This is a genomic window from Streptomyces sp. NPDC051211 (assembly GCF_040689505.1).
In the GTDB taxonomy this organism is placed as follows: Bacteria; Actinomycetota; Actinomycetes; order Streptomycetales; family Streptomycetaceae; genus Streptomyces.
This window is the reverse complement of record NZ_JBFBAV010000040.1, coordinates 1-23,318: the sequence shown is the minus strand read 5'-3', so window position 1 is coordinate 23,318 and position 23,318 is coordinate 1. Positions and strand designations below refer to the sequence as shown.

Sequence of the window (23,318 nt, the reverse complement as noted above, 5' to 3'; positions counted from 1 at the left end):
CGGGAACGATTGTGTCGACCACCCGGTGCCGAGGACACGGGTCACCGGCCTTCTCACCCGAATGAGTGAGGGGCGCGTCCGGTGTCCCGGACGCGCCCCTCACCAGGCGAAAAACAGCGGATTCAGGCGGCCCGTCAGGCGCCGCGCAGCACCGCTCCCGTGCGCTCGGCGGCCAGGGCCACCGCCGCGTCGCGGGCCGCCGTGGACTCCTCGGCGGTCAGCGTGCGGTCGGCCGCGCGGAAGCGCAGCGCGTAGGCCAGGGACTTCTTGCCCTCGCCGACCTGCTCACCGGTGAACACGTCGAACAGCCGCAGCGATTCGAGGAGTTCACCCGCGCCCTTGCGGAGCGCGGCCTCCACCGCGGCGGCCGGGACCGACGCGTCGACGATCAGCGCGACGTCCTGGGTGGCCACCGGGAAGCCGGAGATCCGCGGGGCCGTCACGGCCTCGCCGCCGGCCGCCTGCAGGCGGTCCAGGTCGAGCTCCATGGCGCTGGTACGGGCCGGCAGGCCGAGCGTCTTGACCACGCGCGGGTGCAGCTCACCGGCGTGGCCGATGACGGTCTCCACCCCGCCGAGGGTGACGACCAGCTCGGCGCAGCGGCCGGGGTGCCAGGGACCGTACTGGCCCTGCCGGACCACCAGGTCGGCGCCGGCCTCGACGGCCAGCGAACGGGCGGCCTGGATCGCGTCGGCCCAGTCGGCCGGGCGGCCCTTGCCCCACCAGCCGGCCTGCTCGCGCGCTCCGGCGAGCACGACCGCGGCGTACCGCGGCTGCGCGGGCAGCGCGGCGTCGAGGGTGGCGATCTCCTCGTCCGTGGGGCGGCGGTCGACGGGCAGCCGCACGGCGACACCCGCCTCCGGGCCCGCACGGAAGACCGAGCCGGTCTCGAAGAGTGCGAGGTCGTGGCTGCCCCGGCTGTCGTTGCGGCGCAGCGCGCCGAGCAGACCCGGCAGCAGCGTGGTGCGCAGCGCCGGCTCCTCGTCGGAGAGCGGGTTGACCAGCTTGACGACCTGGCGGGCGGCGTCGTGCGCGGGCAGCTGGAGCTGGTCGAAGACCTGCTCGCCGATGAAGGGGTAGCTGAGCGCCTCGACGTAGCCGGCGCCGGCCAGTGCGCGGCCGACCCGGCGGTGCAGCACCTGGCGCGGGGTCAGCCCGCGGCCGGAGGGCACCTGCGGGAGGGTGGAGGGCAGGTTGCCGTAGCCCTCCAGCCGGATGATCTCCTCGGCGAGGTCGTTGGGCTCGGCGAGGTCGGGCCGCCAGCTGGGGACGGTGACGACGAGCTCGTCCTGGCCGTAGACGTCGCAGCCGATCTCCTGGAGGCGGCGGACGACGGTCTCCCGGCCGTAGTCCATGCCCGCGACCCGGTCCGGGTGGTCCGCGCGCATCGCGACGGTGCGCGGGGCGACCGGGGCGGCCTCCTCGGTGACGCCGGCCTCGGCGGTGCCGCCCGCGAGCAGCACCAGCAGGTCGACGGTCCGCTGCGCGGCCGCGGCGGCGGCCTGCGGGTCGACGCCCCGCTCGAAGCGCTTGGACGCCTCGGAGGACAGCTTCAGCCGGCGGGCGGTGCGCGAGATCGACACGGGGTCGAAGTGCGCGGCCTCGATGACCACGTCGGTGGTGCCGGTGACGGCGCCGGTTTCGGGGTCGGTGACGGAGTCGGCGATCTCGGTGTTGGCACCGCCCATGACTCCGGCGAGGCCGATCGGCCCGGTGCTGTCGGTGATCACCAGGTCTTCGGCGTCGAGGGTGCGCTTGACCCCGTCGAGGGTGGTGAACTTCTCGCCCTGCTCGGCCCGGCGGACCCCGATGGGACCGTCCAGCCGCGACCGGTCGTAGGCGTGCAGCGGCTGGCCGAGCTCCAGCATCACGTAGTTGGTGATGTCCACGGCGAGCGAGATCGGGCGCATGCCGGCCTTCTGCAGGCGGCGGCTGAGCCAGATCGGGGAGCGGGCCTCGGGGTCCAGGCCGGTGACGGTGCGCGCGGTGAAGCGGTCGCAGCCGGCCGGGTCGTCGACCTTGACGAGGTAGCCGTAGGAGTTGGGCGCCGGTACGTCGAGCAGCGCGGGGTCGCGCAGCGGCAGGCCGAAGGCGGTGGCCGCCTCGCGGGCGATGCCGCGCATCGACATGCAGTAGCCGCGGTCCGGGGTGACGTCGATGTGCAGGACCTCGTCGACGAGCTGGAGCAGCTCGATCGCGTCGGTGCCGACCTCGTGCTCCGGCGGCAGCACGATGATGCCGTGCGTGCCGTCGTCGCCCATGCCGAGCTCGTCGCCGGAGCAGATCATGCCGTGCGAGGTCTTGCCGTAGGTCTTGCGCGAGGCGATCGCGAAGTCTCCGGGCAGGACGGCGCCGGGCAGGACCACGACGACCTTGTCGCCGACGGCGAAGTTCCGGGCGCCGCAGACGATCTCCTGGGGCTCACCGGTGCCGTTGGCCCGGCCGACGTCGACGGTGCAGAACCGGATCGGCTTCTTGAAGCCCTCCAGCTCTTCGATGGTGAGCACCTTGCCGACGACGAGGGGGCCCTTGAGCCCGGCGCCGAGCTGCTCGACGGTCTCGACCTCGAGGCCGGCGTCGATCAGCTTGGCGGCCACGTCGCGGCCGGTGGTGCCGGCGGGGAGGTCGACGTACTCCCGCAGCCAGGAAAGCGGGACCCGCATCAGATCTCCATCCCGAACGGCCGGGTGAAGCGCACGTCACCTTCGACCATGTCTCGCATGTCTTCAACGTTGTGGCGGAACATCAGCATCCGCTCGATGCCGAACCCGAAGGCGAACCCGCTGTATACCTCGGGGTCCACGCCGCAGGCGATGAGCACCTTGGGGTTGACCATGCCGCAGCCGCCGAGCTCGATCCAGCCCTCGCTGGAGCAGGTGCGGCAGGGGCGGTCGGGGTTGCCCACCGACTCGCCGCGGCACACGTAGCACTGCATGTCCATTTCGGCGGACGGCTCGGTGAACGGGAAGAAGTGGGGGCGCAGCCGGGTGGTGGTGCCCTCGCCGAACAGCTCGGCCACCATGTGGTCCATGGTGCCCTTGAGGTCGGCCATGGTCAGGCCCTTGTCCACGGCGAGCAGCTCGACCTGGTGGAACACGGGGGTGTGGGTGGCGTCGAGCTCGTCGGTCCGGTAGACCCGGCCCGGGCACACGATGTAGACGGGCGGCTCCCGGTCGAGGAGCGAGCGGGCCTGCACCGGGGAGGTGTGGGTGCGCAGCACGACACCGGACTCGTCGCCTTCCGTCCCCTTGGGGCCCCGGACGAAGAAGGTGTCCTGCATCTGGCGCGCCGGGTGGTCGGGCGTGAAGTTGAGCGCGTCGAAGTTGAACCACTCCGCCTCGACCTCGGGGCCCTCGGCCACCTCGTAGCCCATGCCGACGAAGATGTCCGCGATGCGGTCCATCAGCGTGGTCAGGGGGTGGCGGGCGCCGGCCGGGACGCGGTCGTAGGGCAGCGTGACGTCCACCGCCTCCTCGACCAGCACGCGCTCGTCGCGCTCGGCCTCGAGCTGTGCCAGGCGTTCCGCGTAGGCCTTGTTCACCGCGCCGCGGGCCTGGCCGACGCGCTTGCCGGCCTCTGCCTTGGCCTGCGGCGGCAGGGCGCCGATCTCGCGGTTGGCGAGCGCCAGGGGCGAGGTGCCGCCGGCGTGGGCGGTCTTCGCGTGCGCCAGTGCGTCGAGGTCGCCGGCGGCCGCGAAGGCGGCGAGCGCCTCGTCCCGCATGCGCTCGATCTCTTCCGGTTTCAGTGCCTCGACCTCGACAGGGTCGTACGACTTGTTCGGTGCCGACATCTCTTCCCGTACTTCCGATGGCTGGCTGGTGGTCCGTGCTCGACCCGGGGCTCGACACAAGGACACAAAGGTGCCAAAGGTCGAGTCTAAAGGCCGCTGGGGGTGAAGGAGCCCGTGGGCCGCCTGGCGAGACGCTCCGCAGCTGCTACTGCGTGAGGTAGGCGGGCGCGCCGACGGGCAGGATAAATCGGAATTCGGCGCCGCCGCCGGGGCCGCGGCCGACCGTGATGGTGCCGCCGTGGGCCTCCACGATGCCCTTGACGATGTACAGGCCCAGCCCGGTGCCGCCGCGTTTGCTTCCCCGCCAGAAGCGGGTGAAGACGCGGCCCATCGACTCCTCGGGGATGCCGGGGCCTTCATCGGTCACGGTGACGGCTGTTCCCTTCTCGTGCGGGCTCACGTCGATGGTGACCGTTCCCTCGCCGTGCCGCACCGCATTTTCGAGCAGGTTGCCCAGGACCTGGTCGACCTTGTCGGGGTCGGCCCACAGGTCGGGCAGCGGGCGGCTGACCCGGACGAGGAACCGCTCGGGGGCCTGGCCGTTCGCGGTGAGGGCCTGGACGTGCCGGCCGACGGCGGTGGCGATGTCCACGGGCTGGCGGCGCACCTCCAGCCGGCCGGAGTCGATGCGGGAGATGTCGAGGAGTTCGGCGATCAGCCGGGTGACGCGGTTGGCATCGGCGTCGACGGTCTCCAGCATGAGCCGCTTCTGGTCGTCGGTGAACCGTTCCCATTTGGCGAGCAGGGTGGCGGTGAAGCCCTTGACGGAGGTGAGCGGGGAGCGCAGTTCGTGCGCGACGGTGGCGATCAGTTCGGCGTGGCTGCGTTCGGTGCGTCGGCGGGCCTCGGTGCCGCGCAGGGTGACCACGAGCCGGCGCAGGGGCCCGGTGGGGTGCGTACGGACGTACTCGGCGGAGACCAGGACCTCCCGCCCGCCGGGCAGGAGGAGGTTCCGCTCGGGCTGCCTGCGTCGGGTGGCGAGCCCCCCGTAGGGGTCGGTCAGGGCCCACCAGCGGCGGCCGTCGAGGTCTTCCAGCGGCAGGGCGCTGTCGATCCGGGCGCCGAGGGCCTCGGCCGGCGCGGTGGCGGTGATCCGGGCGGCGGCCCGGTTGAAGCAGATGACCTGCCCGGTGTGGTCGGCGACGACGAGCCCGTCGGGCAGATCGTCGGGGTCGATGCCGAGCCCGACGTACGGCGCCGGTTCCGCGGCGGCCCCACCGGCCGGGGCTCCGGTCGGGCTGGTGGCCGGGCGGGCGGGCGCGGGCGTGTCCGCGGTGGCGTACGTGGCTCCGGTACGGCCCGGGCCGGGTTGCCGGCCGGGGAGGCCGGGCCGGGCCGGGGTTGCGGCCGCCGCGGCGGGCCCCGCGGCGCCTGTGGTCCCGCGTGGGCTGTTCGTACCGACGGTCATGTCCCCGTACCCCACATCTCCGAGGAGCGCAGTGGGCCCCCGGGCCGCCACATTACTAGCTGGGGGTCACGGAGCGGCACCCTCCGGGCGCCCGCTGTGCTCGCGCGGAGGCGTAGAGGCACACCGCGGCGGCGGTGGCGAGGTTGAGGCTCTCGGCCTTGCCGTGGATCGGGACGCGGACCACGGCGTCCGCGAGGGCGCGGGTCTCCTCGGGCAGGCCCCAGGCCTCGTTGCCGAAGACCCAGGCGGAGGGCCCGCCCATAGTGCCCGCGTCGAGCTCGGCGTCGAGGTCGTCCTCGCCCGCCCCGTCGGCGGCGAGGATGCGTACGCCCGCCGCGCGCAGGCCTTCGACGGCCTGCTCGACGGGCACGCCGACGGCGACCGGGAGGTGGAAGAGGGAGCCGACGGAGGCGCGGACCGACTTGGGGTTGTAGAGGTCGACGGAGGCGTCCGTGAGGACCACCGCGTCCGCGCCGGCGGCGTCGGCGCAGCGCAGCACGGTGCCGGCGTTCCCGGGGTCGCGGACGTGGGCGAGGACGGCGACCAGTTTGGGTTCGGCCCTGAGGATGGCCTCGAAGGGCGAGTCGAGGAAGTGGCAGACGCCGACGAGCCCCTGCGGGGTGACGGTCTGCGAGACCTCGGCGAGTACCTCGTCGGAGGCGTAGTGCACGCGCGCGCCGGCTGCGCGGGCGGCGTCGACGATGCCGGCGTAGCGCTCGGCGGCCTCGACGGTGGCGAACAGCTCGATCAGGGTCGCACCCTGCTCGCCGCGGTGTTCCACGGCCTCGCGGACGGCCTGCGGGCCCTCGGCGATGAACCGGCGCTCCTTGGTGCGGAAGTTGCGCCGCGCGAGGCGGCGGGCAGCGGCCACCCGGGGGGATCGCGGGGAGATCAGCTCGACGGGGGTACCCATGGGTTCCTTCTCGGGGTCCGGGGTGCGACAGCGGGCGGGCCGCGCGGGATGGAAGCAGCGGGGCCAAAGCACACGGACCCGCAGGCGTGACGCCTGCGGGTCCGTGGGGCCGGCCCTCAGCGGGGGCCGGCAAAGCCTTACGCGGCGGCCTTGGGGGCGTTGACGTCGGCCGGGAGGGCCTTCTGCGCGACCTCGACGAGGGCGGCGAACGCGTTGGCGTCGTTGACGGCCAGCTCCGCGAGGATCTTGCGGTCCACCTCGATGTTGGCGGCCTTCAGACCCTGGATGAGGCGGTTGTACGTCATGCCGTTCTGGCGGGCAGCGGCGTTGATGCGCTGGATCCACAGCTGACGGAAGTCGCCCTTGCGCTTCTTGCGGTCGTTGAAGTTGTAGACCAGCGAGTGGGTGACCTGCTCCTTGGCCTTGCGGTACAGGCGCGAGCGCTGACCGCGGTAGCCGGAGGCCGCCTCGAGGATCGCCCGGCGCTTCTTGTGGGCGTTTACTGCCCGCTTGACGCGTGCCACTTGTTAACTCCTTGTAGCGGGGCCGTGGTTGTGTTCACACGGCCCGAAATCGATTGGGTCCCGGTCTCGACGTCCCGCTCCCGGCAGGGGGAGCGGAAGGACGTCACTTGCCGAGAAGCTTCTTGATCTTCTTGGCGTCGCCCGGGGCCATCTCGGCGTTGCCGGTGAGGCGACGCGTCAGGGTGGACGGCTTGTGCTCGAGCAGGTGGCGCTTGCCGGCGCGCTCACGGAGCACCTTGCCGGAGCCGGTGATCTTGAAGCGCTTCTTGGAACCGCTGTGGGTCTTGTTCTTCGGCATAGCGCCGTTATCTCCTCGTCGGTGGCGCCCCCGCCGGTCCGTTTCCGGGCCGGCGCACGGGAGCGTCAGTTGTGTCGGTTGATCCGGGACGGGCTGCCCCGGTATCAGGCCTCGGCGTTCTCCTCGGGGGTGGCTTCCCCGACGGGAGCCTCCTCCGCGGGGGCCTCGTCCGTGGCGGCCAGGCCCTGGCGCTCGGCCTTGCGGGCGGCCTGCGCCTCGCGGGCCTCGGCCATCGCCTCGGTCTTCTTCTTGTGCGGACCGAGGACCATGATCATGTTGCGGCCGTCCTGCTTCGGGTTCGACTCGACGAACCCGAGGTCCTGGACGTCCTCCGCCAGACGCTGCAGCAGTCGGTAGCCGAGCTCCGGCCGGGACTGCTCGCGACCACGGAACATGATCGTGATCTTGACCTTGTCGCCCTGCTTGAGGAACCGAACGACGTGACCCTTCTTGGTGTCATAGTCGTGCGGGTCGATCTTCGGCCGGAGCTTCATTTCCTTGATGACCGTGTGCGCCTGGTTCTTGCGCGCCTCACGGGCCTTCATGGCCGACTCGTACTTGAACTTGCCGTAGTCCATGAGCTTGCAGACCGGCGGCCTCGCGGACGCCGCAACCTCGACCAGGTCGAGGTCGTACTCCTGAGCGAGCTCCAGGGCCTTGGCAAGCGGAACAATCCCGACCTGCTCGCCGCTGGGACCGACAAGTCGCACCTCGGGAACGCGAATCCGGTCGTTGATGCGGGGCTCGGTGCTGATGGATCCTCCTCGGTTGCACCTCACGACTGCCTGGCAGGCAGCCGCTTGACGTCTGTTCGTCTGACCGGCCGCATCCGGGAACGCAAAAACGCCCCGGACGGGACACAGGCAGCAGCTCCAGAACACAACCGGAGCACCGCCGCGTCGACCGCGGGGCGCAGACTCGGGCGGCTTTCCATCGTCCGTACGGAACGATGGATGCCACCTGACCGGATGACCTGCCACCCCGGAGGGCGGTGCAGGTGGGAGTTCGGAGCCTCCACTTGTGGGCCGGGGACATACGTCTCCGGCCGGTCGTCACACAAGGTTAGCACCCATGCCCCGGGGAGGCTAATCCGCGCCACCGCTTAAGGTGAGGACATGACTGACGCGACGCCCCCCACCCCCACCTCCGAGGCCGATGAGGCTCCCGGCTCCCCCGACTATGAAGCCATGACCCGCGACATCGCGGACGTGCCCGCGGTCGAGGTGATCACCACGGTGGCGGTGCACCTGCTGAGCGCCGCGGCGGTCAACCTGGGCCTGGACAAGCCGGACTCCGAGCACAAGGACCTCGACGAGGCCCGCAAGCTGATCACCGCGCTGGCCGGCCTGGTCACGGCGAGCGCGACCGAGATCAGCTCCTTCCACGCGGCTCCGCTGCGTGACGGCCTGAAGTCGCTCCAGCTGGCGTTCCGCGAGGCCTCCATCGTTCCGGACGAGCCGGGCCAGGGGCCGGGCGAGAAGTTCACCGGGCCGGTCTACGCCTGATCCCGGGCCGTCCCGTATCCCGTCCACGAAGGGCGCCCCGTTCCTCGGAGGGGGCGCCCTTCGTGCTGTCGGTTTCGTTCTGTCGGCTTCGTACTGTCGACTACGGGCTGTCGGCTTCAGGCCGTCCGCGACGGGCCGTCGACTTCTTGGGCTGTCGGCTTCCCTGCCGTATCAGCGGGCGAAGAGGGGGTCGCCGGGCGGGGCCGGGGCCGCGGCCGGCAGCAGGGCCATCTCCAGCCCGCGGACCAGCCGGGCCCGCAGGGTCTCGTCCGCGGCCAGCGCCCGGGCGATCCGCCCCGCGCCCGCCCCCGGGTCGGCGCCCTCGGCGAGCACCACCGCGAGGATGCCGTCGGCCGCGCCGCCGCCGGGCAGCAGATGGGCGCGGAGCACCGACGGCTCGGCCGCCACCGCGGCCCGTACGGCCTCCCGTACGGCAGGGTCGGCGAGCGGGTCGGCGTCCGTACGGCCCTCCGCGAGGGCCAGTAGTGCGGGGCCGGTCAGCTGGTAGGCCACCGGGCCGGCCAGGTCGAGGACGACCGTGTCCGCCTTCTCGTGGGCGGCCGCGCTCAGCGCCTGGTGCAGCGGGACCGCCACCGGGCGGGCCGCCGGGTCCCAGCGGGCCAGCGAGGCGATCGAGGTGAAGGCGGGCAGTGCCCGCCGGTTCCCCGCCTGGAGGGTCGGCACGGCCATGTCGCTGGTCTTCTCGCGCTTGAGGCCGGTGTCCGGGTCGGTCTCCACCTCGCCGAGCACGGCGACCACCGGCACCAGCAGGCGGGCGTCCCGCAGCGCCTCCAGCACCTCCGGTTCCCTGGACCTGTCCGCCGCCCAGGCGGCCAGGGCCGCGCTCAGCCGGGGATCGGCGGAGCCGTCGTCGTCGGAGAAACCGGGGTCTGGAATGTTCTTCTGCGCCACAGTTACCCGACCCTATCCGGTACGGGCGGGCTGCCTGCGCCGCGCCAGTACGACGGCCAGCCCGAGCAGCCCGATCCCCGCGGCCGCGGTGACGGGCGCGAGCAGCCCGATCCGGTTCTCGGACGGCCGGGCCGGGGCCGGGCCCGGGCCGAAGTACCGGCTGCCGTAGGCGGCCGGGACGGGCAGCGCCGCTTCCGGGGTGATCCGCTCGGCCGCCTGCAGCGCGGCGACCGGGTCCACCAGGCCGTGCCCGCGGGAGTCGTCCCGGCCGCCGCCCGGAGCGTCCGAGGCGGTCTCCTCCAGCAGCCGCTTGATCTGTGCCGGGGACAGGCCGGGGTGCGCGGAGCGCACCAGGGCGACCGCGCCGGACACGAAGGCGGCGGCCGCGCTGGTGCCCCAGCCTTCGTAGTACTTGAGGTCGGGGTCGGGGATGACGACGCCGACGCCGGGGGCGCTGACGGTGGCGTACCACTTGCGGGTGGAGAAGCCGGCCTTGCGGCCCTTGCGGTCGACGGCGGTGACGGCGATCACGCCGGGGTAGGCGGCCGGGTAGGAGACGGGGTCGCCCCGCTTGCCGCTGTTGCCGGCCGATGCGACCACGACGACGCCCTTGGCGAGGGCGTACTGGACGGCTTCGTCCTCGGCGGCCTCGTGGTGGGCGGAGTCGCTGTCGTCGCCGAGCGAGAGGTTGATCACGTCGGCGCCGTGGTCGGCGGCCCACCTGATGCCTTGGGCGAGGGCGCCGCCCTTGGAGGAGCGGGCCTTGGCGCGGCCCGGGTCGCCCTCCTCGAGGATCACCCGGATCGGCAGGATCTTCGCCGCGGGGGCGATCCCGAGGACGCCGTCCCGGCGGTCGGCGCCGTGGCCGTGCCCGGCGATGATCCCGGCCATGGCGGTGCCGTGGCGGGCCCAGGTCCGGTCGCCGCGGGAGGCGCCCATGCCGACGAGGTCGGTGCCGTCGAGGACCTGGCCGGCGAGGTCGGGGTGTGCGGAGTCCACACCGGTGTCGAGGACGGCGACGGTGATGCCCTCGCCGCGGGTGGTGCCCCAGGCCTCTTCGGCGCGGAGGGCGGTGAGGCCCCACTGGCGGTCGCGGATGGCGTCGGCGGAGGCGGGGGGCACGGCGACCCCGAGTACCAGCCCGAGCAGCACCCCGACAACGGCCACGCCCCGCCACGGGCACACCCTTGCCCGGGACTCGTTCCCCATCCCGCCCCTTCCCACTGCCCCGAACATGCGGCTCCGCCGCACGGGGGCCGAGGCTCCAGCCCCCGTCCGCCGCTTCGGCTCGCCGGGTACGCCCAATCGCCGCGCGGGCTGGACGTGCGCAGCACATCCCAGCCCAGCCACCGTCCGAGACACGCGGCCCGGCGCGGAGCCCAGCCCACCCAGCCCCGCCGACGCGGAGTCCGAGGCCGAGCCCGGCCCATCCAGCCCCGCCGGCGTTTGAGGCGCGGGTCCGGGCAGAGCCCGGTTACGGGAAGGGGCGGGGTGGGGAAGGCCCCGCGCAGCGGCGGTGGCGCGGACGCGGACGCGGACGCGGCGGATCATCGTTTCGGCTCCGGGGTCGGGGGCGCAGCAAGCGCACCGAGGGATTCCTGCACCCGCCCGGCCACGCCCCGCACCGCATGCCCCAGCCCGGCCTGCGCCACTCCCCCGTCCGCGCCCGGCGCCATCGCTTCCTCGGCCGTCGACGGCCGCTTGATGGTCCGCCCGTCGGCGAACGCCGACACCGCGTACACGACCACCGGCGCGTCCGGCATCACGGCCACCGTCCAGGCCGCCCGCTGCTCCGCGCCGAAGCCCAGCCCCGTCGGCATCGGGAGCTGCTCGCGGAGCCCCTTCAAGGCCTCGGCATCGGCCTCGGTCTCGGCCGGGGTGAACACCAGGCCGACCGTGACGACGGAGCTGCGGGTGGCGTCGGTGTAGGTGGCCCGCAGCACCCGGGTGCAGCCGGTTGCGGACAGGGCCTGCTGCCAGTCCGCGGGCAGGGCGGCCGCGCATTCCGCGTCGGGGGCGACGGCGACCCGGGTCCAGGCCCGGTCGGCTCCGCCAGGGCCGGCACCGGGTGCGTCGAGGCGCGGCGGCAGGAGGGCGTCGACGGGCTCCTCGTGCCAGAGGGACCCGGCCCGGTGGTACAGCTCGGCGGCCGACGGCGGCCGACCGGCTTCCCGCCACTCCTGCCAGCCGGTCCAGGCACCCCCGCCGATCAGTACGAGACCGAGCACGCCGCACAGCACGGCGGCGCCCGGAATGCGCCGGCGTACGCGGCCGCCGCCCGCCGGCGGAGCGAACCCGCCAACGGGGGCGGGCTCGGCATCAGCCGGGGCCCCGGGCCAGACCGTCACGGGCTCCGCAGCCGGGGCGGGCCCGGGCGCGACCGCGTCCGCGGAAACCGCGGCGTACGGCGGGAGGGGCGCGGGCTCGGCAGGCGCGAGAGCGGGACGCGGCTCCGAGCCGGGCCCGGTCAAACCCGGGCTGACGGAAGCCGGGGCCACAGCCCCCGCGGGCGTGTGCTCGGGGTCAGCGGGGGCCAGAGGCTGGGCGGGTATCGGCTCGGCGGCGGCCGGGGCCGGCCCACCAGTTCGCCGGGCCGCGCCGGCGGCGCCCGGAGTCGGCTCGGCATCCAGGGCCGGGGCCGGCACGCCTGCCGCCAGGTCGGCCTCGGGATCCGCGGCCGGGGCCGGCACGGCAGCGGGCTCGGCTGGCACGACAGCCAGCACGGCAGCGGGCTCGGCTGGCGCGGCAGCCGCCGGGGCATGGGCCGGCTCGGCGGCGGCCTGGGCCGGCACGCCAGCCGCCGAATCGGCCGTGAGGTCCGCGGCAGGGGCCGGCTCGGCGGCGGCCGGGGCAGCCTTGGTAGCCGGGGCAGCGGCAGGAACCAGCCCGGCGGCGGCCGAGGCCGGCCCACCGGTGTGCTGAGCCACGCCGGTCGCGTCCGGGGTCAGAGCGGCATCCAGGGCCGGGGCCGACACGGCAGCCGCCAGGGCGGCCGCGGGATCCGCGGCAGGGGCCGGCACGGCAGCGGGCCGGGCCGGCTGGGCGACCGATTGGGCCGGGTCGACGGGGGCCGGGGCAGCCTGGGGGGCCGGGACAGCCTTGGTAGCCAGGGCAGCAGCAGGAACCGGCATGGTGACGGCCGAAGCCGGCCCGCCAGTCAGCTCGGCCGCGCTGACGGCCGGGGCCGGCCCAGCGGCGGCCGGGGCCGGGTCGCCAGCGGGCCGGGCCGGGTCGATGGGGGCCGGGGCAGCCTGGGGCGCCGGGGCAGCCTTCGGATCCGCGGGAGCGGCCGGGGTCGGCTCGAGGTGGGGTGCGGGCAGGGGCGGTGGGTTCGGCGCAGGTGGTGCCGAGTGTGGGTCGGTCGTCGTCATTGCGGCGGCTCCGCCCCCCGTTCCGTACCGCGGCTGCCTGCCCGTACTCTACGGCGCCCGCGGCCCGTGGGAACCGGCGCCTCAGCCCCCTACCCACCGGTAGGGCCGTCTGGCAAGCTGCGGCCATGACTTCCCCCGCCGCGGACCGGGCTCGCTACGACCGGGCCACCGCCCACCTCGACGCCCCCCTGGCCCTCGTGGATCTCGACGCGTTCGACGCGAATGCGGACGATCTGGTGCGGCGCGCGGGCGGCAAGCCGGTGCGGGTGGCGAGCAAGTCGGTGCGCTGCCGGGCCCTGCTGGAGCGGGTGCTGGCGCGGCCGGGGTTCGCCGGAGTGATGTCGTACACATTGGCCGAGTCGGTCTGGCTGGCCCGGTCCGGGTTCGAGGACGTGCTGCTCGCCTACCCCTCCGCCGACCGCGCCGGTTTCGCCGAGCTGGCGGGCGACGCCAAGCTGGCCGCCGCCGTCACGGTGATGGTCGACGATCCGGCGCAGCTGGAGCTGATCGACCGGTCCCGGGAGGGCGGCCGGGAGGAGATCCGGGTCTGCCTGGAGCTGGACACCGCGCTGCACCTGTTCGGCGGCCGGATGCGGGTAGGGGCGCGGCGGTCGCCGCTGCGGGATCCGGCCGGGCTGGCGGAGCTGGCGCGGCAGGTGCAGCGCCGGGACGGCTTCCGGGTGGTCGGGCTGATGGCGTACGAGGGGCATGTGGCGGGTGTCGGTGACGCGCTGGCCGGGCGGCCGGTGCGGTCCCGGGCCATCCGGCTCATGCAGGGCGCGGCCCGCAAGGAGCTGGCGGCCCGCCGGGCCGAGGTGGTGCGGGCCGTACGGGCGGTCGTACCGGACCTGGAGTTCGTCAACGGCGGCGGCACCGGCAGCGTGCAGCAGACGGCCGCCGAGGAGGCGGTGACGGAGATCGCCGCCGGGTCGGGCCTGTACCTGCCGCGGCTGTTCGACAACTACACCTCGTTCAGCGGCCGGCCCGCCGCACTGTTCGCACAGCCGGTGGTCAGGAGGCCCGGGGTGGGTGTGGTCACCGTGCTCGGCGGCGGCTATCCCGCCTCCGGCGCTGCCGGGGCCGACCGGCTGCCGGTGCCGTACCTGCCGCAGGGGCTGCGCTACGACCCCCAGGAGGGCGCCGGGGAGGTGCAGACCCCGCTGCTGGGCAGCCCGGCCGATGATCTGCTGATCGGCGACCGGGTCTGGTTCCGGCATGCGAAGGCGGGTGAGCTGTGCGAGCGGTTCGCGGAGCTGCACCTGGTCGAGGGCGACCGGGTGACGGCGACCGTGCCGACCTACCGGGGCGAGGGCCGCACCTTCCTCTGACTCCGCGGCCTGTTGGGGGCTAGGGCCGGGTGTAGGGGCGGGTCATGATCTCCATGTTGTGGCCGTCCGGGTCGTCGAAGTACGCGCCGCGCCCGCCGAAGAGGCGGTTGATCCGGCCGGGTTCGGTGTGGTGGGGGTCCGCGTAGTAGGTGACCCCGACCGCTTCCAGGCGGTCGATCATGGCGTCGAACCGGTCGTCGGGCACGAGGAACGCGTAGTGCTGCGACTGGATCGGCTCCTCGGTCAGCTCGTAGTAGTCGAGGGTCACGCCGTTGCCGAGGTCGACGGGAAGGAACGGCCCGAAGGGCGCGCCGACCTTCAGGCCGAGGATCACGGCGAGGAACTCGGCCGACAGCCGCCGGTCCTTGGCGTAGACGACGGTGTGGTTCAACTGGACGGCGTCGACGGGCGGTCGGGCGTCGGAATTCCGGTGGTGGGTTTCGGGCATGTGAAGGGTCGCTCTCCGGTCGTGGATTCCATGGGAGGGCGCGCGTGCCGCGCACGGGCGCCGGAAGGAAGGACGCGGAGAGGGTGGGCGGGGCTCTGGCCCGCCCCGTCCTCACGACGAGGCCGGGCGCCTCACTCGTACATGGCCCATGGCCGACCCGGCAGTCACGCTGTCGATCTTATGGCGCGCGCCGGGCCGGAACAAGGGTGAATTCGCGCCGCGGTGCGACGTGCCGTCCGGATTCTCAGGGGTCAGAAGACCGAGTCCGGCTGGTCCGGGATGACGCTGGAGTCGGCGCGCAGCACAGGGCCGGCCGTGCCGTCGGGGTGGACGTATCCGGTGGTGGCGCACGGGTAGGGGCCTGGCTTCTGCATCTTCGGCTCGATGAACATGGGGTTCACGATCCAGCGGCCGTCGCTGTTGTCGTAGGCCCGACACATCAGCTCGTTCTTGTTGCGGTTGACGGCCAGCCGCAGGGCGGTGGCGTCGCGCAGGAACGAGATGTCGGTGTCGGAGTCGCCGGCGGCGAAGACCTGTCGGCGGGCGGGCGGCTGGATCCGTTCGGCGGCCGCGCCGCGCACCCCGAAGACCTCCCGGTTGATCCAGCAGCGCTTGCCGTCGATGTACGTGATCATCGTGTCGGCTCCGTCGCGGACGGTTCCGCAGCCCTGGATGTGGGGGGTGAACCTCCCCCCGTACGTGGTGGTGTTGCGGATGCCGATGACGTGCTTCGCGTCGATGCCGACGCCTGCGGCCCAGACTTCGACGACCGGCTGCGGGGAGGCGGAGCTGATCCAGACGTCGAAGCCGGCCTTGTGGAGGGCGGCGATCAGGTCCTTCTGCTGGTCGTAGTAGCGGACCCAGCCGGTGGACTGTCCGCTGCCGACCTGCTGCTTGGCACCGATGGGGGCGGCGAGGTTCTCGGTGCGGGCGGCGGCGGCGAAGCCGCGTATCTCGCGGGCGGTCCAGCCCTGCATCAGCTGGGGCAGCCAGGCGTAGGAGGGTTCCGTCGTACGGCGGTTCCAGCCGGCGAAGGCGGCGGCACCGGCGCGGGTGGCGGCGGTGCCGTAGACGGCGTTGATCTCGTCGGCGCAGACGGTGCCGGCCGGGGTGCCGGTGGGCAGCGGGGCGCCGGGCCGGGCGAGTGGGCCGCAGGCGGCGGCCAGGGCCCCGGCGGCGGCCCGGGTGAGGTGGCGGCTGGTGGTGGTCCAGTCGCCGCGGGCGGGCTGGCGGATCCTGCCGTTGCGCAGCAGCCAGAACATGGTGGCGTCGCCGACGTCGTTCTTGACGACGGTGTTGTCCCAGTCGAAGACGGCGACCGGCTTGTCGCGGTGCGGACGGTGGTGCGGGCGGTACGGGCTGCAGCGGCCGTAGCGGTCGATGAGCTGCTGGAGGCGCGCCTGGTTGTCGCCGTACCAGCCGGCGCCGACGGTGACCGGCGGGCACGGGTGGGGCGCGGCCTGGACGGGGGGTGCGGCGAGGAGTCCGGCGCCGGTGGCCGCGCTGAGGGTGAGGGCGAGGGCGGTCGGCCAGTGTCTGGGCATGGTGCTGTGCTCCTGTTCCGGTGTTCCGGCTATTCCGGTGGTTCAGGTATCCCGGGGGGGGCGGGGGGTCCGGGGGTCCGGCGCCCCGGGAACGGCACAGCCGGGCGCCTTGCGGTGCCCGGCTGTGCCGTTTGGGTGGGTGCTTTACAGCGGGGTGACGTACGCCCCGGAGATTCCGCCGTCGACGAGGAAGTCGGTGGCGTTGATGAAGGAGGAGTCGTCGCTGGCGAGGAAGGCGACGGCGGCGGCGATCTCCTCGGCCTCGGCGAACCGGCCGAGCGGGATGTGCACCAGGCGGCGGGCGGCCCGCTCCGGGTCCTTGGCGAACAGTTCCCGGAGCAGCGGGGTGTTGACCGGGCCGGGGCAGAGTGCGTTGACGCGGATGCCTTCGCGGGCGAACTGGACGCCGAGTTCGCGGGACATCGCGAGGACGCCGCCCTTGGAGGCGGTGTAGGAGATCTGGGAGGTGGCGGCGCCCATCCGGGCCACGAAGGAGGCGGTGTTGATGATGGAGCCGCGGCCCTGCTGCCGCATGTAGGGCAGGGCGGCCTTGCAGCAGAGGTAGACCGAGGTGAGGTTGACGTCCTGGACGCGCTTCCAGGCGTCGAGTTCGGTGGTGAGGATGGAGTCGTCGTCGGGCGGCGAGATGCCCGCGTTGTTGAAGGCGACGTCGACGCTGCCGTAGGTGTCGAAGGCCGTCTTGAAGAGGGCGTCGACCTGCTCCTTGTCGGTGACGTCGACCTTGGCGAAGGTGCCGCCGACCTCTTCGGCGGCGGCCTTGCCGGCCGTCTCGTCGATGTCTCCGCAGACCACGTTGGCGCCTTCGGAGGCCAGCCGGCGGGCGGCGGCGAGGCCGATGCCGCTGCCGGCCCCGGTGATGACGGCGGTGCGGCCGACCAGGCGGCGGCAGACGATCTCTTCGGCGGATCCGGTGCTCATGATGGTTCAGGCCTCCGTGCTGATGAAGACGTTCTTGGTCTCGGTGAAAGCGGTGAGTGCGTCGGGTCCGAGTTCGCGGCCGAGTCCCGACTGCTTGTAGCCCCCGAAGGGGGTCCAGTAGCGGACGCTGCTGTGGGAGTTGACGGAGAGGTTGCCGGCGGCGACCGCGCGGGAGACGCGGATGGCGCGGCCGACGTCGCGGGTCCAGAGGGAGCCGGAGAGGCCGTACTCGGTGGCGTTGGCCAGCCGTACCGCCTCCTCCTCGTCCTCGAAGGGCAGGACGACGGCGACCGGGCCGAAGACCTCCTCGACGGCGACCGGCGCGGTGGGGGCGACGCCGGTGATCACGGTCGGCGGGTACCAGAAGCCGGGGCCGTCGGGGGCCGTCCCGCGGATCACCTCGAACCCGTCGAGCCCCGCCTGCCCGCCGAACCCACCGAGCCCGTCCGGCCCGCCGAGCCCGTCCCGCCCGTCGGGGACGTAGGACCGTACGCGGTCCAGCTGGGTCCGCGAGATCAGCGGGCCCATCTGGGTCTTCTCGTCGGCGGGGTCGCCGACCCGGACGGATGCGATGCCCGGGGCGAGGAGGTCCAGGAAGCGGTCGTACACGGAGCGCTGGACGAGGATCCGGGTGCGGGCGCAGCAGTCCTGGCCGGTGTTGTCGAGGAAGGACATCGGAGCTGCCGCGGCCGCTGCTTCGAGGTCCGCGTCGGCGAAGACGATGTTGGGGCTCTTGCCGCCGAGTTCGAGGGTGACGCGCTTCACCCGGTCGGCGCACTTGGCCATGATCTGCTTGCCGACCCGGGTGGAGCCGGTGAAGACGATCTTGGCCACGCCGGGGTGTTCGACGAGGGCGTCGCCGGTGACCGCGCCGCGGCCGGGGAGCACCTGGAAGAGGTGCTCGGGGATCCCGGCTTCGAGGGCGAGTTCGGCGAGCCGCAGGGCGGTGAGGGGGGTGGTCTCGGCGGGCTTGAGGATGACCGCGTTGCCGGCGGCGAGTGCCGGGGCGAGGCCCCAGGCGGCGATCGGCAGGGGGAAGTTCCAGGGGGCGATCACGCCGATGACGCCGAGGGGTTCGAGGAAGGTGACGTCCAGGCCGCCGGGGACGGGGATCTGGCGGCCGGAGAGCCGCTCGACGCCGCCGGCGGCGAACTCGAGCAGGTCGCGGACGTTGCCGGCTTCCCAGCGGGCGTTGCCGATGGTGTGGCCCGCCTCCCGGACCTCCAGCCGGGCGAGTTCCTCGATGTGGTCGTCGACCACGGAGGCGAAGCGGCGCAGCAGCCGGGCCCGGTCGGCCGGCGCGGCGGCCGCCCAGCCGCGCTGGGCTGCGGTGGCCCGTACGACGGCCTCGTCGACCTCGTCCCGTGTGGCGGCCGGGACGAGGGCGACGAGTTCTTCGGTGGCCGGATTGAGCACTTCCAGACTGAGCACGTCCGGATCGAGGGGGGCCGGCGCATCGGACACGTGGTGCCTCACAGACGTTCGAAGGAGCGGCGCAGTTCCCAGTCGGTCACCGCGGAGTCGTAGGCGTCGAGTTCGACGCGGGCCATGTTCCGGTAGTGGGCGACCACTTCGGGGCCGAAGGCGGCCTTGGCGATCTCGCTGTTCTCCCAGAGTTCGGCGGCTTCGCGCAGGGTGGTGGGGACGTGCGCGTAGTCGGCCGTGTACGCGTTGCCCGCACAGGGGTCGGGGAGTTCCAGGCGGTTCTCGATGCCGTACAGGCCGGCCGCGACGAGGCCGGCGACGGCCAGGTGGGGGTTGACGTCGCCGCCGGGGAGGCGGTTCTCGAAGCGCAGGGAGCGGCCGTGGCCGACCACTCGGAGGGCGCAGGTCCGGTTGTCCACGCCCCAAGCGACGGCGGTCGGCGCGAAGGATCCCGGCCGGAAACGCTTGTACGAATTGATGTTCGGGGCGTAGAGAAGGGAGAAGTCCCGCAGTGCGGCCAGCTGGCCGGCCAGGAAGTGGCGCATGACCTCGGACATGCCGTGCTCCCGGCCTGCCGCCTCGTCCGCCATCACATTGCGTCCGTCGGCATCGGTGAGCGAGAGGTGGATATGGCAGGAGTTGCCCTCCCGCTCGTCGTACTTGGCCATGAAGGTGAGGGAGACGCCCTCCTGGGCTGCGATCTCCTTGGCCCCGGTCTTGTAGACGGCGTGCTGGTCGCAGGTGACCAGGGCCTCGTCGTAGCGGAACACGATCTCGTGCTGGCCGAGGTTGCACTCGCCCTTGGCGGACTCGACGGTCAGGCCGGCCGCCTGCATCTCGTTGCGGATCCGGCGCAGCAGCGGTTCGATGCGGCCGGTGCCGAGGACCGAGTAGTCGATGTTGTACTGGTTGGCCGGGGTGAGGCCGCGGTAGCCGGAGTTCCAGGCCTGCTCGTAGGTGTCCTGGAAGACCATGAACTCCAGCTCGGTGCCGACCTGGGCGGTGTAACCGAGTTCGGCGAGGCGGTCCAGCTGGCGGCGCAGGATCTGCCGTGGGGCGGCGACGACGGGGGTGCCGTCGTTCCAGGCGAGGTCGGCAACGACCAGGGCGGTGCCCTCGTTCCAGGGGACCCGGCGCAGGGTGGCGAGGTCGGGGTGCATGGCGAAGTCGCCGTAGCCGCGGTCCCAGGAGGACATCTCGTAGCCGTCGACGGTGTTCATGTCGGTGTCGACGGCGAGGAGGTAGTTGCAGCCCTCGGTGCCGTGGCCCATGACCTCGTCGAGGAAGAACTGTGCGGCGAACCGCTTGCCCTGGAGCCGCCCCTGCATGTCGGGGAAGGCCAGGACGACTGTGTCGATCTCGCCGCCAGCGACGAGGGCGCGGAGCTCCTCGGGCGCGAGCGGCGGCTTGCGGTCTACCACGGGATTCTCTCCTTCGGTGAGCCGAGAGCGCCTAAGGTATTGAACAGAACCATTGCTTGGGAAGAGTTTCGGGAAGCTTTGGCGAGCACCGGGGAAATCGGGGAGGCGGTCACATGACGGATACGGCGGGCACGGCGGGCACCGCGGGCGGGGGAAGCACGGTCGAGCGGCTCAATCCGGTCCTGCGCCAGGTGCGGGCGGGCAACGGCTTCGAGGAGGCCCTGGAGCAGATCCTCCAGGTGGTCCGGCTGGGCCTGGTGCCGGCCGGCGAACGGCTGCCGGCGGAACGGGAGCTGGCCGAGAGGATGGGCATCAGCCGGGTGACCCTGCGGGAGGTGCTGAAGGTGCTCCAGGACCAGGGGCTGGTGGAGGCCCGGCGCGGCCGGTACGGCGGAACGTTTGTGCTCGCCCGGCCCGACACCCCGGCCGGCGCCGCCGAGGAGGAACTGCGCCGCCGGGTCGCGGGGGTGGACATCGAGGACGTGCTGCGCTTCCGTGAGGTGCTGGAAGTGGGCGCGGCCGGGCTGTGCGCCACCCAGGGCCTGACCGCCGCGGAAACCGCCCGGCTGCGGGGCGCCCTCGCCGCCACGCACGACGCGCAGCTCTCCGAGTACCGGCGACAGGACACCCTGTTCCACCTGACCCTGTGCGAGCTCGCCGGGTCCGCCACGCTGACGGCCCAGTACGCGGCCGTCCGGGCCACCGTCAACGACCTGCTGGACTGCATCCCGCTGCTGGTGCGCAACCTCGAACACTCGCAGCAGCAGCACAGCATCCTGGTCGAGGCGGTACTGGACCGCGACGCGGAGGGGGCCCGCGAGGTCATGCGGGAACACTGCTGCGGCACGGCCGCCCTGCTGCGCGGCTTCCTCGCCTGACCGGGGGCGGGACCGGGGCGGAGAGTGGCGCGGGGAGGTTTTCGTAACCGCTGTTTAACGCACGGGTCTTGCGCGCTCCACTCCCATGACGCAAAGGTACGCTCCACAACCATTGCCCTAGGCAGGAGCGCACATGGCCGACGACACCGCACCCGCCCCATCCGTACCCCCGGCCCCCTCCCCCGAATCCGCCGCAGCCGAATCCGTCTCCGTATCCGCGTCCGCATCCGCATCCGCCGAATCCGCCTATCTGGAGCGCCGGACCCTGCGGCGCGGCAGTGCCGGCTGGCTCCTGCTGACCGGCCTCGGCGTCGCGTACGTCGTCTCCGGCGACTTCTCCGGCTGGAACATCGGACTCGCCGAGGGCGGCTTCGGCGGGCTCGCCATCGCCACCGTGCTCATGGGCGCCATGTACGCCTGCCTGGTCTTCTCGCTCGCCGAACTCTCCGCGATCCTCCCCACCGCGGGCGGCGGCTACGGCTTCACCCGGCGGGCCCTCGGCCCGTGGGGCGGCTTCCTGACCGGCACCGCCATCCTCATCGAGTACATCCTCGCCCCGGCGGCCATCGTCATCTTCATCGGCGACTACGTCGAATCCCTCGGCCTGTTCGGGCTCACCTCCGGCTGGCCCGTCTACCTCGGCTGCTTCGTGATCTTCATCGGGGTGCACCTCTGGGGCGTCGGCGAGGCCCTGAGCTTCTCCCTGGTGGTCACCGCGATAGCCGTCGCCGCACTGCTGATCTTCGCGGTGGGCGCCTTCACCGAGTTCGACGCGAGCGGGCTGAACGACATCGCGGTCGACGCCTCGGCGGCCGGCTCCTCCTCCTGGCTGCCCTTCGGCATCCTCGGCATCTGGGCGGCCTTCCCCTTCGCCATGTGGTTCTTCCTCGGCGTCGAAGGTGTTCCGCTGGCCGCGGAGGAGGCCAAGGACCCGGTCCGCTCGATGCCGAAGGCACTCACCCTCTCCATGGGCATCCTGGCGCTGCTCGCCCTGGTCACCTTCTTCGCCGCGACCGGCGCGCAGGGCGCCGACGCCGTCAAGGCCGCCGGCAACCCCCTGGTGGTCGCCCTGGAAGGGGACGGCGGGCCCACCGCGCTCAGCCGGTTCGTCAACTACGCGGGCCTGGCCGGGCTGGTGGCCTCCTTCTTCTCCCTCATCTACGCCGGCTCCCGGCAGCTGTTCGCCCTCTCCCGGGCCGGCTACCTGCCCCGCGCCCTGTCCCTGACCTCCCGTCGGAAAGCCCCCTGGCTGGGCCTGGTCATCCCCGGCGCACTGGGCTTCGCCCTGGCCACGGCCACCGGGGACGGCGCGCGGATGCTGAACATCGCCGTCTTCGGCGCCACCATCTCGTACGCCCTGATGGCCCTGTCCCACATCGTGCTGCGGCGCCGCGAGCCCGGGCTGGCACGGCCGTACCGCACCCCGGGCGGGGTGGTCACCTCATCGGCGGCCTTCGTCCTCGCCCTGTCGGCCCTGGTCGCCACCTTCCTGGTGGACAAGGACGCCGCATTCATCGCACTGGCCGTGTACGCCGTCGCTCTCGCCTACTTCGCGATCTACAGTCGGCACCACCTGGTGGCCTCGGCTCCGGAGGAGGAGTTCGCGGCTCTGGCGGCGGCCGAGGCGGAACTCACCCGCGACTGAGAATCCCACCCCTTCCGGAGGTAACCACCGTGCTCAGGCCGCTCATCGGCATCACCACCTACGTGGAGTCGTCCACCCGCTACGGCGTGTGGGACGTCCCCACGGTCCTCACCCCGACCGGCTACCACCGGCTGGTCCAGGCGGCGGGCGGCGCGGCGGTGCTGCTGCCGCCGGACGCGACGGAGTCGGCGGCGGAGGTGCTGAGCCGGGTGGACGGCCTGGTCATCGCCGGCGGCAACGACGTGGACCCGTCCCGGTACGGAGCCCAGCGCGACCCGCGCACCGGCCCGACCGTGGCCGAGCGGGACGAGTGGGAACTCGCCCTGATCCGGGCGGCGGTACGAACCGGCACCCCGCTGCTCGGCATCTGCCGGGGCATGCAGGCGCTGAACGTGGCCCTGGGCGGGACGCTGGTCCAGCACATCGACGGGCACTCGGCGGGCAACGGGGTGGTCACCTGGCACCCTGTCCGCCCGGTGCCGGGCACCCGGTACGCGGAACTGGTCCCGGAGGAGTCGGACGTCCCCACGTACCACCACCAAGCGGTGGACCGGCTGGGGAGGGACCTGGTGGTGTCGGCGCATGCGGTGGACGGCACGGTGGAGGCGATCGAACTCCCGGGCGAGACCTTCGCCCTGGGCGTCCAGTGGCACCCGGAACGCGGCACGGACACCCGCGTCATGTCGGGCCTGATCACCGCCGCATCCCGCATCCCCACCCCGGTCCCCTGACCCACACGGCGTGGCCCTTCGCGGCCCCGTCTGCTGCGCCCCAGGCTTGGGCCCCGCCCGCTGCCGCGTCGGTGGTGCGGTGCGGGCGGGGAGCCGCTGCGCGGGGCCTTTCCCCTACCCGCCCCTTCCCGAACTGGGGCTCCGCCCCAGACCCCGCGCCTCAAACGCCGGCGAGGGCTGGAGATGCCTGTGCGGGCTGGGTTGCCGCAGGCAACTCCAGCCCCGCCGGCGTTTGAGG

General features: G+C 73.1%; 20 protein-coding genes. 5 read left to right on the top strand and 15 right to left on the bottom strand.

All coding sequences use genetic code 11. The annotated features are described in order from the left end of the window. Window positions 1–134 precede the first annotated feature (134 nt). The 7 genes from pheT to infC all read right to left on the bottom strand — a co-directional run bounded on the left by pheT (window position 135) and on the right by infC (window position 7,712). Window positions 135–2,663, bottom strand: coding sequence for a phenylalanine--tRNA ligase subunit beta (gene pheT / locus AB0447_RS29015; RefSeq protein ID WP_366479788.1), 2,529 nt, complete (start codon window positions 2,661–2,663; stop codon window positions 135–137). After that, window positions 2,663–3,790: a phenylalanine--tRNA ligase subunit alpha gene (gene pheS / locus AB0447_RS29010; RefSeq protein WP_366479787.1), complete on the bottom strand. Its 1,128-nt coding sequence runs from the start codon at window positions 3,788–3,790 to the stop codon at window positions 2,663–2,665. The genes pheT and pheS overlap by 1 nt, the downstream gene beginning before the upstream one ends. Window positions 3,791–3,935: 145 nt before the next feature. After that, complete coding sequence (locus AB0447_RS29005) at window positions 3,936–5,198, bottom strand: ATP-binding protein (RefSeq protein ID WP_366479786.1); 1,263 nt, start codon at window positions 5,196–5,198, stop codon at window positions 3,936–3,938. 55 nt (window positions 5,199–5,253) lie between these two features. Continuing rightward, complete coding sequence (locus tag AB0447_RS29000; protein WP_366479785.1) at window positions 5,254–6,111, bottom strand: RNA methyltransferase; 858 nt, start codon at window positions 6,109–6,111, stop codon at window positions 5,254–5,256. A 137-nt stretch (window positions 6,112–6,248) separates the two neighbouring features. After that, window positions 6,249–6,635 carry a 50S ribosomal protein L20 gene (rplT, locus tag AB0447_RS28995; RefSeq protein ID WP_007263143.1) on the bottom strand — a complete coding sequence of 129 codons (387 nt, stop codon included), beginning with the start codon at window positions 6,633–6,635 and terminating at the stop codon, window positions 6,249–6,251. A gap of 103 nt (window positions 6,636–6,738) precedes the next feature. After that, window positions 6,739–6,933, bottom strand: a complete 195-nt coding sequence (gene rpmI / locus AB0447_RS28990; RefSeq protein WP_003959822.1) for a 50S ribosomal protein L35 — start codon at window positions 6,931–6,933, stop codon at window positions 6,739–6,741. Between the two features lie 104 nt (window positions 6,934–7,037). Next, the gene (infC, locus tag AB0447_RS28985; RefSeq protein WP_366479784.1) at window positions 7,038–7,712 is read right to left on the bottom strand and encodes a translation initiation factor IF-3; all 675 of its coding nucleotides are present in this window, start codon (window positions 7,710–7,712) and stop codon (window positions 7,038–7,040) included. A 336-nt stretch (window positions 7,713–8,048) separates the two neighbouring features. Between infC and AB0447_RS28980 the strand changes: the two genes are divergently transcribed. Then, window positions 8,049–8,438 carry a DUF1844 domain-containing protein gene (locus AB0447_RS28980; protein ID WP_366479783.1) on the top strand — a complete coding sequence of 130 codons (390 nt, stop codon included), beginning with the start codon at window positions 8,049–8,051 and terminating at the stop codon, window positions 8,436–8,438. Between the two features lie 171 nt (window positions 8,439–8,609). Here the strand turns inward: AB0447_RS28980 and AB0447_RS28975 are convergent, their stop codons facing one another. From AB0447_RS28975 to AB0447_RS28965, 3 genes are all read right to left on the bottom strand, one after another. Beyond that, window positions 8,610–9,350, bottom strand: a complete 741-nt coding sequence (locus tag AB0447_RS28975) for an SseB family protein (protein WP_366479782.1) — start codon at window positions 9,348–9,350, stop codon at window positions 8,610–8,612. A gap of 12 nt (window positions 9,351–9,362) precedes the next feature. Further along, window positions 9,363–10,517, bottom strand: coding sequence for a type VII secretion-associated serine protease mycosin (gene mycP, locus AB0447_RS28970; RefSeq protein WP_366479781.1), 1,155 nt, complete (start codon window positions 10,515–10,517; stop codon window positions 9,363–9,365). Between the two features lie 380 nt (window positions 10,518–10,897). Continuing rightward, window positions 10,898–11,698 carry a hypothetical protein gene (locus tag AB0447_RS28965; RefSeq protein ID WP_366479780.1) on the bottom strand — a complete coding sequence of 267 codons (801 nt, stop codon included), beginning with the start codon at window positions 11,696–11,698 and terminating at the stop codon, window positions 10,898–10,900. Window positions 11,699–12,846: 1,148 nt separating this feature from the next. Between AB0447_RS28965 and AB0447_RS28960 the strand changes: the two genes are divergently transcribed. Further along, on the top strand, window positions 12,847–14,049 hold the full coding sequence (locus AB0447_RS28960; protein ID WP_366479779.1) for an amino acid deaminase/aldolase: 1,203 nt from the start codon (window positions 12,847–12,849) through the stop codon (window positions 14,047–14,049). Window positions 14,050–14,068: 19 nt separating this feature from the next. Here the strand turns inward: AB0447_RS28960 and AB0447_RS28955 are convergent, their stop codons facing one another. The 5 genes from AB0447_RS28955 to AB0447_RS28935 all read right to left on the bottom strand — a co-directional run bounded on the left by AB0447_RS28955 (window position 14,069) and on the right by AB0447_RS28935 (window position 19,826). Beyond that, complete coding sequence (locus tag AB0447_RS28955; RefSeq protein ID WP_366479778.1) at window positions 14,069–14,497, bottom strand: VOC family protein; 429 nt, start codon at window positions 14,495–14,497, stop codon at window positions 14,069–14,071. A 251-nt stretch (window positions 14,498–14,748) separates the two neighbouring features. Then, entirely contained in the window at window positions 14,749–16,041 is a 1,293-nt protein-coding gene (locus AB0447_RS28950) for an HAD family hydrolase (protein WP_366479777.1), read from the bottom strand. 144 nt (window positions 16,042–16,185) lie between these two features. Further along, window positions 16,186–16,980, bottom strand: coding sequence for a 3-oxoacyl-ACP reductase (locus tag AB0447_RS28945; protein WP_366479776.1), 795 nt, complete (start codon window positions 16,978–16,980; stop codon window positions 16,186–16,188). Between the two features lie 6 nt (window positions 16,981–16,986). Further along, window positions 16,987–18,444 carry an aldehyde dehydrogenase family protein gene (locus AB0447_RS28940; RefSeq protein ID WP_366479775.1) on the bottom strand — a complete coding sequence of 486 codons (1,458 nt, stop codon included), beginning with the start codon at window positions 18,442–18,444 and terminating at the stop codon, window positions 16,987–16,989. Window positions 18,445–18,452: 8 nt separating this feature from the next. Beyond that, a complete protein-coding gene (locus AB0447_RS28935; protein WP_366479774.1) occupies window positions 18,453–19,826 on the bottom strand; it encodes a glutamine synthetase family protein in 1,374 nt (457 codons plus the stop codon). A 113-nt stretch (window positions 19,827–19,939) separates the two neighbouring features. Here AB0447_RS28935 and AB0447_RS28930 point away from each other — a divergent pair, with 113 nt between their 5' ends. The 3 genes from AB0447_RS28930 to AB0447_RS28920 all read left to right on the top strand — a co-directional run bounded on the left by AB0447_RS28930 (window position 19,940) and on the right by AB0447_RS28920 (window position 23,080). Then, complete coding sequence (locus AB0447_RS28930; protein ID WP_366479772.1) at window positions 19,940–20,704, top strand: FCD domain-containing protein; 765 nt, start codon at window positions 19,940–19,942, stop codon at window positions 20,702–20,704. Between the two features lie 133 nt (window positions 20,705–20,837). Further along, window positions 20,838–22,349: an ethanolamine permease gene (gene eat, locus AB0447_RS28925; RefSeq protein WP_366479770.1), complete on the top strand. Its 1,512-nt coding sequence runs from the start codon at window positions 20,838–20,840 to the stop codon at window positions 22,347–22,349. A gap of 29 nt (window positions 22,350–22,378) precedes the next feature. After that, a complete protein-coding gene (locus tag AB0447_RS28920; protein WP_366479769.1) occupies window positions 22,379–23,080 on the top strand; it encodes a gamma-glutamyl-gamma-aminobutyrate hydrolase family protein in 702 nt (233 codons plus the stop codon). The last annotated feature ends 238 nt before the right edge of the window (window positions 23,081–23,318 follow it).